Here is a 12700-nt window from a genome sequence, read left to right as displayed (position 1 = left end):
TCATTCCAAATAAGATGGGGCCCCACTAGTAAGCTGTATTCTCTATGCAAGCTCGATAGGTACTAGTAGCTCGTACACTCTATGTGGAATGACCTTTGTAAAAAGGTGAGCGTGTCAAATGAACAACTTATCACAATGGCGGCCGAATATAAATGATTCGGTACCGCTTTACCAGCAGATCGAAGCGTACATTATCGGGAAAATAAAGAGAGGCGAATGGACGCAGGGTATGAAGGTTCCTTCGCAGCGGGTGTTAGCCAAGCAGTTCGATGTTAACCGAAGTACAATTGTCGCAGCGATGGACAGACTTGTATCTATAGGAGTGTTAGAAGGTAACAGCGGAGGAGGAACACGAGTAGCTGGTGTTGGAAAGGAAGAACTGTCTCTGCATGACAGCCAAGTTGAGCAAGCATCATCGTTGCCCCGCAGGCATTGGAATGATTATGTGGAAGATGGTACCCATTATCCGAACTTACCGCTTGTACAGACGATAAATAAGATGGAATTCGCCCCTCGCATGATTCGACTAGGAACGGGTGAGCTTTCACCGAGCCTGCTGCCAGAGCAGTCTATGAGGCATTTATTTTCTGAAATAGCATCTTCCGTGGATACAGTACCGCTCAGCTATGAAGAGCCGTTGGGCTCTTTGCAGCTGCGTCGTCAGCTATGTTTGAAGATGGAGCAGCGTGGCATTAACGCTTCACCTTCCAATGTGCTCGTTGTATCGGGGGCCTTGCAAGCCTTTCAGCTTATATCAGCAGGATTATTAGAGCGACAATCGACGATACTATTGGAGAAGCCTTCTTATTTATATTCCATCCATGCGTTTCAATCAGCAGGAATTCGTCTGGCGGGTGTCCCTATGGATGCCGAAGGATTGCAAATTTCTGCGTTGGCTCGCTTGAAGCAGTTGCATCAAGCTGTGCTGCTCTACACGAATCCGACCTATCACAATCCAACTGGAATCGTGATGAGTGAAGCGAGGCGAACGCGATTGCTACAGGTGTGCGGACAGATGGGATTGCCTATCTTAGAAGATGGTGCTTACGAAGAGTTATGGCTTGATCATCAACCGCCCGCTTCGTTAAAAGCGAGAGATACAAGTGGGCAAGTGCTTTATGTTGGCACGCTGTCCAAAACAGTCAGTCCTGGCTTGAGAATCGGTTGGATCGTAGGTTCAGAGCGAGTGATCGAACGGTTAGCAGATATTAAAATGCAGACGGATTATGGGTCCAGCTCCGTGTCGCAGCTTATGGCGTACCATTGGCTGCAATCTGGCTCTCATCAGCGTCATATGGAACAACTGCGTGAACATCTAAGTGTTCGAAGAGATGTTATGTTGGAGCTGCTGTCGCAGGAGTGGCAAGACATTGCAACTTGGCAACAGCCAACCGGTGGGTTCTACATATGGGTAACCATGAAAGGGGTATTTCCACTACACAAGCTGTTCGAGCAGGCGCTTTCGGCAGGCATATTACTGAATATCGGTACACTTTATGACCGTGGAGCGAGCAGACAATTACGCCTGTCGTATGCCTATGCTTCTATTGAGGAAATGAAATTTGCGATGAGGAAATTGGCACAGCTCATTCGCATACAGGGTTGCAATCCGTAACAGAGCGAGATGGGATAGAGGATAAATGTGACAGTCATTTATTTAATGTTCGTGTTTTGGTCGCATATGTCTATAAATAGGGCATTTAAGTCATTTGGAAATATTAAAAACCGAACAAATTCAGTTTTTTAATTGACATTAGATCGTATATAGGGTAGCATGCATAAAGTATTACAAGTGTTCTTATTGAAAGGGGCAGCAAAATCCGTATGTTGCAGAAATGGTTCAAACTTCAGGAAAACGGAACGAATGTCCGCACAGAAGTTACCGCAGGTATGACAACGTTTCTAACGATGGTTTATATCGTTGTCGTCAATCCAGCTATTCTATCATCCGCAGGGGTACCTTTTCAGCAGGTGTTCACAGCGACGGTTATTTCCGCGATTATCGGAACGTTGCTAATGGGCTTGCTTGCTAACCACCCAATTGCGATCGCGCCAGGCATGGGCATGAATGCTTACTTTGCTTCTGTCGTTGCTTCACAAGGTGTAACGTACCAAGTTGTATTTGGCGCAGTATTTTTGGCTGCTATATTATTCGTCATTTTGACGTTCACGAAGCTGCGTGAGATGTTGATCGCAGCGATTCCGCCAGCATTGAAGTTCGGTATTACGGCGGGAATAGGATTGTTTATCGCGTTTCTAGGCTTGAAATCTTCGGGTATCGTTGTTCCGAATGAAGCGACGATGGTCGGCTTCGGAGATCTGCATCAACCGGTTACGATTTTGACGTTGTTAGGTCTGCTTGTGACCTTGATCTTAATGGTACGCAACGTGAAGGGCGCATTGTTCGTCGGTATGGCTTTGACGGCGATTGTCGGCAGTTTTATGGGGCTGTTGAACTTTGATGCGGGCGTTGTATCTTTGCCGGCAGCACCTGTGTTGTTTGATCTTGATGTACAGGGTGTGTTCACACATGGTCTGTACACGGTTGTATTTGCTTTCTTGCTTGTAACGATTTTCGATACAACAGGTACGATGATCGGTGTTGCTGAACAAGCAGGTATTATGAAGGATGGCAAGCTGCCACGCACGAAGCAGGCGCTTATGGCAGATGCGTTCGCAACGACCGCGGGTTCAGTTATGGGTACAACTCCATGTACAGCATACATTGAATCCTCCGCAGGAGTAGCAGCGGGTGGACGTACAGGTTTGACTACGGTTGTGGTCGCGATTATGTTCGGAGTGTCCTTGTTCTTCGCTCCAGTTATTCAAGCGATTTCGGGGTTGCCAGCTATTACAGCACCGGCATTAATTATTGTTGGCTGCTTTATGATGGATGGCTTGGCGCGTATTAAGTGGAATCAGTTCGATGAAGCATTCCCGGCATTCGCAATTATTGTGAGCATGCCATTGACGTCCAGCATTGCTACAGGTATTGCTATCGGATTTATTACGTATCCGGTAATGAAGTTGTTTAACGGCAAAGGACGCGAAGTGCATCCGTTGCTATATATTTTCGGTGTTATTTTTGCGCTGCAAATGGTCTACTTCCCAGCGCACTAATCCAATCGATCGAGGTTGAAACGTGCTTTCCCAATAGGGAAGGCACTTTTTTTATGTTTTTGTTTCAAGCTGCTTCAATTCGTTTAAGAAGATTAGGCCGCTTTAATGCTATAAGTGTGCAAAAGTATTGCTGCACCTATTACAGGGCAGCTTTTTTTGCAGGTCGACTGTAAGAAGGAGTCTAACCAAGAAATAAAGAAAGTTCGAGAAGGTATTAACATTTGTCGAATAATGTCGATATATTACTATAAACCGACATACAAATAGGATGTTATAAGTAATATAGGGATTTTATGTTTAAAAATTTGGAGGGGTTATGATGCGAGGCTTTATTTCCAAAAGTATCGTGGTGAAGTCTGCGTTAAGTATTTTTATCCTTATTGTTACGCTTACTGGTATTCTTACTGGCTATAGTTATGTAGCGGAAAAAGGGATTTACTATAACGAGCTTACGGAATTACATAAGACATTAACGAAGCAAGTAGAAGTTGAATTAGAGGGAATCATTAGCGCAGAAGCTAAGATGAACAAGCTTACACCCGAACAATATTTGAAAGACGAGGGTATTGTGTGGATTAGCGAAAGCCTCAATAGTATGGTCCGAGACGGTTTCATTAGCAATAGCTACTTGCTGCTTCCAGAGGATGAGCACCAAGATGGCAAGACGTACAAGCGTCTGCTTCATGCCAATACTGAATTTATTAAAGACAGTGGTGTTCAACCAGGGCAACTATACATCCTTCCAGAGGAATGGATGCAAACGGAGGATGATCTGCTGCGCGAAGGATTGGCGATTAGCGATGTGTATCAGGATCTAGGCGGTCAATGGATTACGACGATGACGGCGCTTCGTAATGAGCAGCAAGAAGTGGTGGCCTTGTTTGCGGTCGATTTCAATTATGACACGATAGATGCCGAGCTAGACACTATTTTATGGAAGACAGCAGGCGTAGGTGTAGCTACGGGCTTGGGTATTATGGCGGTCATGATTTTGTTGATTCGCCGTACAGTAGCACCGCTTAAGAAGCTGACTGAAATTTCACAAGAAGCAGCACAGGGTGATCTCACAGTATCCATATCGAATACATCCAAAGATGAAATTGGTCAACTCGCACAATCCTTTAATCAAATGGTTCAGGCTTTACGGAAAATTACGGCTGACGTAAGAGAGACAACCGAACAAGTTACGGCATCTGCTGAGCAGTTGGCAATTATCTCTGATCAAAATGCTCAATCTGCTCAACATGTTGCGGCAGCGGTGGAGGAAGTGGCGTCAGGTTCGAATACACATTTGGCGACGGTTGAAGATAGTAAGGTCGCGATGGAAGAAGTATCAATCGGGATTCAACGAATTGCAGAATCAGCGCTAATCGTGTCGGAAATGAGCAGTGATGCTTCAGCGACAGTGGAGCAAGGCAGCGGCATGATTAAGCAGACGATTGAACAGATGAATCGTATTCAAGATGCCGCGCAGCAGTCGTCGGAGCAAGCGAATCAATTAGCTGGGCAATCGCAGCAAATTGAAGCTATTGTGTCGTCGATTCAGCAAATTGCAGGGCAGACGAACTTGCTTGCCTTGAATGCTTCTATTGAAGCTGCGCGAGCAGGTGATCACGGCAAGGGCTTTGCTGTTGTTGCACAAGAGGTACGGAAGCTTGCGGAACAAACAGGTCACGCTGCTGAACAAATTGGCGAACAACTCCAATCGATTATCATTCGAACTAAAAAGTTATCGGTGACCATGGAGCGCAGCGCGGAAGAAACACAAATGGGCACCAAAATTGCACGAGATGCAGGTAAGCAGTTCCAGAGCCTTCACGAAGCGGTACAACGTGTTGCAGAGCATATTGAAGAAGTATCAGCGGCTTCAGAAGAAATGTCGGCTGGTACCGAGCAAATATCTGCTTCGATGAATGGCTTGGCCGCGATTGCGAAAGACGCAGCCGATAACGCTCAAAGTATCGCAGCTTCTTCGGAAGAGCAGCTGGCAAGTGTGGAGGAAATGGCAAGTACAGCTGCTTGGCTGGGCAGTAAGATGAAAGATATGAATGCCGAAATGCAAAAATTCAAGCTCTAGACACACTTGATTTGTCTGAAGCAAATCTGCTATAATCACTCAAAATAAACACGACCATTCGCCAGTGAAGAGCATCCAACTCGGAGGCGTTTTCGTTAAGGGAGCTGACCTGTAGCGTACAGCATTCCCCTAAGTTAACCGGGCCCGCCCGTTATCGCGGAACCAAAGAGGATCGAACGGTAACAAGTTCGATCAAGTTGGGTGGCACCGCGAGCAGAGAGCTCCTCGTCCCATACGGATGAGGGCTCTTTTTGTCTTTTTACACAACAAGAGAAGGAGTGTGCGGTGGTATGTTGGATCTGCAATGGTTACGGATGAATGCGAATGAGGTGCAGCAAGTAGCTGAGCTGAAAGGAATAAATATTGATATTGCCCAGTTGCTGGGCTTGAATGTACAAAGGCGGGAATTACTGCAGCAGGTGGAGGTGCTGCGCCAGCAGCGCAACGAACAGTCGAAACAGATCGGTGTACTTGTTCAAGGTGGGGATTATACACAAGTCGAGCTGTTGAAGCAGCATGTGAGAGCGATGAATGATCGTTTATCGGCATTGGAGGAGCAGCTTGCCCAGGTGAGGCTTGTGTTAGATCAGGGGATGATGCTTGTCCCCAATATCGTATCCCCTGATACACCCCGAGGGAGCTCGGAGGCGGACAATGTGGAGATGAAGCGGGTAGGACAGCCAGCAGCTCCAACGTTCAAGCTGCGAGACCATATCGAACTTGGTGAACTGCACGATATGATTGACATTCCACGAGGGGTTAAGACAGCGGGCACTCGTCATTATTATTTAAAAGGGGCAGGTGTTCTGCTGCATCGTGCGGTCCAGCAGCTAGCACTTGATCTGCTTATGGAGCGCGGCTTTACACCGCTGGAAGTTCCGCTTATGGCACGAACAGCTGCAATGATGAACACAGGCTTCTTCCCCACAGGGCAAGACCAGTCGTATGCGATTGTAGACGAGGATCAGTGGTTAGTGGGTACGTCGGAGGTGCCACTTGTTGCTTACTACAGCAATGAAATGGTAGATGTGAGTACGCCAATTCGATTGGCAGCTGTGTCGACTTGTTTCCGCAGTGAAGTAGGCTCGGCAGGTAAGGATGTGCACGGTCTATATCGAGTGCACCAATTCGCCAAAGTGGAACAGGTTGTTATTTGTGAGGCCGATCAGGCGTTGGCAGAGCAGTTGCATCAGGAGATTACTGCGCATGCGGAGGCAATCTTGCAGCGGTTAGAGCTTCCTTATCGGATGATGGCAGTTTGCACGGGGGACATGTCGCAGAAGACGTACAAACAGTTTGATATTGAGACGTGGATGCCAAGTCGACAGGCATATGGAGAGACACATTCGTCGTCGAATTTGCTGGACTTCCAAGCGAGGCGGTCGGGTATTCGCTACCGAGATACGGAGGGACGGCTGCGATATGCCTATACGTTGAACAATACGGCGGTCGCTACGCCACGTATCTTGATTCCGCTGGTAGAGAATCATCAGGATGAGGATGGAGGCATACACATTCCACATGCTTTGCGCCCTTATATGAATGGGGTGGCTTACTTGGCACCACCACAATAGTTATGACGTTCACCAGTTCAATCACTAAGGTGCATATAACATGATGACTTGGACAAAATGGCAGTTATTTTCAGTCGAAACCATCATTTCACGTTAGATAAGGACAAAACTGCATTTATTTTCTCGATTAGGCACTCTAGAGGGGTAAAGAGACAGAAATAAATGCATTTTTGACGATAAACGCTCAAATAAGCCTATTTTTAGATTAAATAACTGCATAATTGTCCTAATATAAAAGGTGGATACTCATGCGTGTAATTGTGTCAGCTCAGCTAGCTTTGTCAGATTTGTCAGCGCTGTTAGCGAAAATTGACTCCATTTTTATCTGTATCTGTTTCCACCCAATATCATATGAGCAATATACACGGAAAGAGGCTGTCTCTTATAGGGCACAGTAATTTGAAAGGTAGTATACGCTAACCTTCTAAAAGTACCGTGCCTCATAGGAGCAGCCTCTCTAACCTATGAAACGTTTCTATGTTCATCTGCATTCGAACAAACAACTAGTCAAACATTAATGCTCAACCGCAGCTGTTTCTACCGCAGGGCCTTTGGAGGACTTCACATCATAGGTTGCGTGTGCAGAGCTGATTACATAGTCGGGCTTCGGTTTGCCACGGCTTTGACGATGTCCTTCGATATGAGCTTCGCTCGTCTCCCAGCCTTTCCATGCAGCTTCAGACTCCCAACGGATTAGAACGATAACTTCTTCGTCACCACGACGAACCCGCTTAACGAGAACGCTAAGATCGATAAATCCAGGAGAATGCTCGATAATGCCCGGTCCTGTAAAATGGTCTACAATTTGCTGGGAAAAGCCTTCTTTTACAACGATCGTCTTCGTCTCGATGAACATAAGTACACACTCCCCGGTTATAATGACAACATATACCTATTATATTGATAATAATTATCAATTACAAGAGTGATAGATAGCCGTATCTCAATCAGTATGAGTTATACCATCTACCACCTTAAAATGCCAATAAGAGGATACTATTTCCGCTAGGGTTGTTGAAAAGGTAGGAGTATACTGAGAAAGGCACAACTTGTATATGTAATTCTATACATCAATTTTTGAAAATGTATGAAATGATGAATGGACAACAACGCTGTACAAATAGGTACAGTGTCATTCGACATGCGTACAGGACATGCCAAACCAAATAACAACGTAGATTAACAGATGGAAAGGGAGCTTGGACATCAATGATTGACAATGAAGCAAGAAAGTTGCGATGGCATAACATCGCGCTCATGGCCTTCGTGTCCGTATGGGGATTCGGTAATGTCGTGAATAACTATGCGAACCAAGGCTTAAGTGTCATCACCTCGTGGATTCTCATTATCGCGTTATATTTTATACCTTATGCGCTAATGGTTGGACAGCTTGGTTCTACATTCAAGGATGGTAAAGGCGGCGTTAGCAGCTGGATTAAAGAAACGATGGGGGCTAACCTTGCTTATTTCGCAGCATGGACCTATTGGGTTGTACACATTCCTTATTTGGCTCAGAAGCCACAAGCAATTGTCATTGCGTTAGGTTGGGCTGCAACAGGAGAAGGAACACTAGTAAAAGAGTTCTCTCCAGTAGCTTTGCAGACGATTACCTTGCTTATCTTCTTGTTCTTCTTATGGATTGCTTCTCGGGGTATCTCTTCCTTGAAGCGTATCGGTACGATTGCAGGTATTTCGGTCTTTGTCATGTCTCTCTTGTACATTGCACTTGCTGTTACAGCACCTATGCTGACAGGGGTTCAAGTCGCGACCGCAGATATGTCAGTATCATCCTTTATTCCAGAGTTCAACTTTGCTTACTTCACGACATTGTCTATGCTCGTGTTTGCAGTAGGTGGAGCGGAGAAAATATCTCCTTATGTAAATAATACGCATAACCCAACGAAGGAATTTCCGCGCGGTATGCTCGTATTGGCGATTATGGTCGCGGTATGTGCGCTTCTCGGCTCATTTGCTATGGGTATGATGTTCGACTCGAATAATATCCCAGATGATCTGAAAATGAATGGTCAATACTATGCATTCCAAATTCTCGGGGAATACTATGGAATCGGCAATGTACTAATGATTATGTATGCATTGGCAAATACATTGGCACAAATCTCTGCTTTGGCATTTTCCATCGATGCACCACTTAAAGTGTTGCTTTCTGACTCGGATGACCGTTATGTACCCCGTTCGTTACTTAAGACGAATAAGCGTGGTACACCGGTGAATGGCTACATTATGACAGCGGTGCTAGTTGGTATACTTATTATGGTGCCAGCATTCGGTATCGGTAACATGAATACACTGTTCAACTGGCTGCTAGATTTGAATTCTATCGTGATGCCGCTTCGTTACTTGTTCGTCTTCTTGGCGTTCATGGCATTGATGAAGCTGTCTGATAGGTTTATTTCCGATTATAAGTTTGTGAAAAATAATAAAGTTGGCTTCGCCATTGGATTGTGGTGCTTCGTGTTTACGGCATTCGCGTGCTTAATGGGGATGTTCCCGAAAGTACCTATGTTTACGAGCGAGTGGTACTTCCAATTCGGCCTGAACGTCATAACGCCGTTTGCTTTGCTTGGTCTTGGTCTTATTTTGCCAATGCTAGCAAGACGCAATCGCTAGTATTAGCAAATATTTAGCGTAGTATCCTTCTAAAATAAAATGCTGCACAATACCCTGATTTTACTTGCTAGAAAAGTGATTAGGGGTGTGCCTATACGAATAAAGCCCTTGATCTCTCTTCTAAGAAGAGTTGATCAAGGGCTTGCTTATTTGTATGGTACAGAAGCTTCAAACGTAAACATTTTGGGACGTCATTGCTTCAGGTAACTCTTATCTTCCACTTGCTTTCTTCGAATGCTTCTACCTACTACTGTCTGTGTAGTTTGATTCGTTTGCTGCATGGGCAGCCATATATCGAATACCGTTTTTCCGACGACACTTTGCAGTTTGATTTCTCCATTATGCTTCTCTACAATATGCTTTGCGATCGTAAGACCTAATCCTGTACCACCATCACTCTTACGAGCGCGGTCACCTCGCGAAAAGGCATCAAATATAGTAGGCCGCAGCTCTTCTGGAATGCCTACGCCATTATCCTCGACGCGAATAAGTACCTCTTGGGGCATGACATCCAGCACTATAGACACGGTTGTACCCGAAGGATTGTAATGAATCGCATTCGAAAGCAGGTTCGATACCGCTCGATAGAGCAGTCTGCTATTTGCAGGGATGGAAACTACTTTGCTTGGGATGTGATAGTTAAACACAAATTCCTGCTCTTCAAATAGGGGATAGTATTCAGCTGCGATCTCTCTAATAAACTCAGATAAGTCCGTTTGCTCAAGCTCGCAAGGATAATCGGAACTTTCCAATTTCGAAAGCTCGAAGAAATCGTCGATCAATTCCGAGACGCGTTGTGATTTCTGCAGCATCGTCCTCAGCACTTGCTGCCGTTTTTCTTCTGTTTCAATAAGGCCCATTTGCAATGCTTGTGTATATCCTTGAATCGTCGTAATTGGTGTTCGCAAATCATGTGAAATACCAGTGAGCATCCGCTGTTTGCTCGCTTCCATTTCGTGCTTCATCTGCTCAGCTTGCTCCAATTTCTCTGCCATTGTATTAAAATGATCTTGAATCTGCTGCAGCTCATAATCACCTGAGTACTGGAGTCGCTTGTCGTACTGCCCATCTACAATGCTGTGGAGGCCTTCTAAGATGGACTTGAGGGGCCGAGTAACTCGCTTCGAGGCCAAGCGTCCATAAATAAACAGATTGATCATAAATAGAATGAGTAGAAGCACTAGTCCAATAACTAGGGAAATGTGAAAATCTTCGTTCATTTCCTCTGCCACTTTGTGAAGGAGGGGCTCCTGTATGGCATATTCGGAAGAAACAAACACGACTGCCAACAGCTGATCGTTCGTACCTGGAACAGGGGAAGATGATACATAATAGGGCTTCGTCTTACTATCATAAAATAGCTTTTGCCACTGTATAGAATCGTATTGCAGAGGGCCTGCTTTTTTTTCACCAATGATATGGATAACTTGCCGCTTTGAATCTATAATTTCTACCCAGCCACCGAGAGATTGAATAAAGGAAGCTTTGATATGAGTGTAATCACTTTTTACGATTGCCTCAGCGCGTATGTTAGGGAACAAAACTTCTTCGACGGGCCCGACTGCTCGGATAATGATGATGCCGAAGACAAGAACAGCGATACAAGTAATCGTAACCGAGAACCATATGTAATAGCTAAGTAGTCGTCTAAACAGCTTTGTGGCTTTCAGCTTTTTCGGTTTACGCATGCAGCTCATCTCGCTTTGCAAAGCGATAACCAAGCCCGCGTACCGTCTTTATATACAACGGATTTCTCGGTGTATCCTCGACTTTATCTCGCAACCGACTCATTTGGACCATAATCGTATTGTCATCAGCCATATAATGCTCGCCCCATACTTGTTCGAAAATTTGCTTCTTCGTAAACACTCGTCCTGGTGCGCTCATCAGCATATGAAGCAGTTTATATTCAATTGCGCTTAAATTAATAAGCTTGCCTCTTTTCAATAACGAACAGGAATCATGATCAAGGGTTAGTTCGCCGACACGTGTAGGCAGCATAGAAGGCAGCACTTCTTCTTCATTAAATGTATACGTTCTACGCAGTTGAGCTTGCACGCGGGCAAGCACGACAAGCGGGTTGAATGGCTTGGCTACGAAATCGTCAGCGCCTAGACCTAATCCAACAATTTTATCGCTGTCTTCACATTTAGCAGATAGAAGAATGACAGGGAGCTTGTTCGTCAAGCGCAGCTCTGTTAGCAGTTGGAGACCATCCATTCGCGGCATCATAATATCGACAATGGCCAGATCGATGGTATGTTCTTGCAGCCGTTGCAGTGCTTCTTGACCGTCATTTGCCGCGACAATTGTATAGGACTCCCGTTCTAAAAATAATTGCAGCATCTCGATAATTTCTGGCTCGTCATCGACGATTAAAATGGTGTGAGACATGTCATTCTCCTCCTTTCTCTCTTAGCGTACTGTAAATTTTCTTCATTCGGAACCCTTTTCCTCTTATGTAAGATTAATGTAAGAATTATGAAAGCTGACGGAAAGGAGAGGGAGGTATGATTAGTTATGTTATAAGGAACGGAGCATTGCTGAATGATCCAATGAAGGGGTGTGCAGGCATGGGGAAGGTTGACATGAGAACGTCACGTATTCATCCGATGGAAGCACTTTATGAGCGCCTTGCATCATTGTTTGGTAGGAGAGGCGTAACTTCTTATCTTGCGTATGAGTTGGGGGTATATTATTATGCGCTGCTTTCTTGGGGTAAACGTTCTTTTGAGCGGGATCATGCGAAGTCGTATACAGCACATAAGGAATCAGGCTGGCTGACGATGGTTTTGTTTATCATTAAGCTTCTTATCTTGGAGGGTATCCTTGTTCATTTCTTTGTTGCAAAATGGTCTTCTGTATTTGCATGGATTATGTCCATTTGCAATGTATATATGATGATATGGCTTATCTCCGATTATCGAGCAATGAAGCTCAACCCAATTGGCGTATCTGCGCAAGGGGTGTGGATTCGATTGGGCAATCAGCTGCGGACATCTCTTTTGTTTGAACAGATCGAGTCGGTGGAGGTCGTGAACAATGTGGAGCTGTCTGGAGAAGAAGAGAACAATTCCTTCATCCCGATTGGACTATCGACAAATGTTCACATTCGACTAAAAGAGGCGACGAGGGTTGGAATTATGCTAGGCGCTAATCGAACGGTGACAGATATATATTTGACACTGGATGAGCCACGGGCATTTGTTGAGGAATGCCGTACCCGTCTGGAGAGTACACAGTTGTGAATCTGGAATTGTTTCATAGTAAGGGAAAGAGTTTTTATGTTCAGAACACG

The 12700-nt window shown here is 45.1% G+C and carries 9 protein-coding genes; 6 read left to right on the top strand and 3 right to left on the bottom strand.

The genetic code is table 11. The features are described from left to right. The first annotated feature begins 118 nt into the window (after nt 1-118). The 4 genes from H580_RS0105775 (at nt 119) to serS (ending at nt 6771) form a co-directional block, all read left to right on the top strand. Complete coding sequence (locus H580_RS0105775; protein WP_028593945.1) at nt 119-1615, top strand: aminotransferase-like domain-containing protein; 1497 nt, start codon at nt 119-121, stop codon at nt 1613-1615. Nucleotides 1616-1824: 209 nt separating this feature from the next. Further along, on the top strand, nt 1825-3120 hold the full coding sequence (locus tag H580_RS0105770; RefSeq protein ID WP_028593944.1) for an NCS2 family permease: 1296 nt from the start codon (nt 1825-1827) through the stop codon (nt 3118-3120). A 316-nt stretch (nt 3121-3436) separates the two neighbouring features. After that, complete coding sequence (locus H580_RS0105765) at nt 3437-5197, top strand: methyl-accepting chemotaxis protein (protein ID WP_245583498.1); 1761 nt, start codon at nt 3437-3439, stop codon at nt 5195-5197. A gap of 290 nt (nt 5198-5487) precedes the next feature. Continuing rightward, the gene (gene serS / locus H580_RS0105760; RefSeq protein ID WP_028593942.1) at nt 5488-6771 is read left to right on the top strand and encodes a serine--tRNA ligase; all 1284 of its coding nucleotides are present in this window, start codon (nt 5488-5490) and stop codon (nt 6769-6771) included. A 514-nt stretch (nt 6772-7285) separates the two neighbouring features. On the opposite strand, the gene H580_RS0105755 is transcribed toward serS, so the two are convergent. Continuing rightward, nucleotides 7286-7627 (bottom strand): antibiotic biosynthesis monooxygenase family protein, encoded by a 342-nt coding sequence (locus H580_RS0105755; protein ID WP_028593941.1) that lies wholly within the window; start codon nt 7625-7627, stop codon nt 7286-7288. Between the two features lie 353 nt (nt 7628-7980). On the opposite strand from H580_RS0105755, the gene H580_RS0105750 reads away from it, so the two are divergent. Then, nucleotides 7981-9402 (top strand): amino acid permease, encoded by a 1422-nt coding sequence (locus H580_RS0105750; RefSeq protein ID WP_028593940.1) that lies wholly within the window; start codon nt 7981-7983, stop codon nt 9400-9402. A gap of 191 nt (nt 9403-9593) precedes the next feature. Here the strand turns inward: H580_RS0105750 and H580_RS23505 are convergent, their stop codons facing one another. Then, nucleotides 9594-11090, bottom strand: coding sequence for a HAMP domain-containing sensor histidine kinase (locus H580_RS23505; RefSeq protein WP_051217275.1), 1497 nt, complete (start codon nt 11088-11090; stop codon nt 9594-9596). Further along, nucleotides 11083-11796, bottom strand: a complete 714-nt coding sequence (locus H580_RS0105740; protein ID WP_028593939.1) for a response regulator transcription factor — start codon at nt 11794-11796, stop codon at nt 11083-11085. The genes H580_RS23505 and H580_RS0105740 overlap by 8 nt, the downstream gene beginning before the upstream one ends. Before the next feature lie 116 nt (nt 11797-11912). Between H580_RS0105740 and H580_RS0105735 the strand changes: the two genes are divergently transcribed. Beyond that, nucleotides 11913-12650 (top strand): hypothetical protein, encoded by a 738-nt coding sequence (locus H580_RS0105735; protein ID WP_028593938.1) that lies wholly within the window; start codon nt 11913-11915, stop codon nt 12648-12650. Nucleotides 12651-12700: the final 50 nt, after the last annotated feature.

It is taken from the genome of Paenibacillus assamensis DSM 18201 (assembly GCF_000422445.1).
GTDB lineage: Bacteria > Bacillota > Bacilli > Paenibacillales > Paenibacillaceae > Paenibacillus_B > Paenibacillus_B assamensis.
The sequence above is the reverse complement of the archived record's forward strand: the minus strand, read 5'-3'. Positions and strand labels throughout refer to the sequence as shown.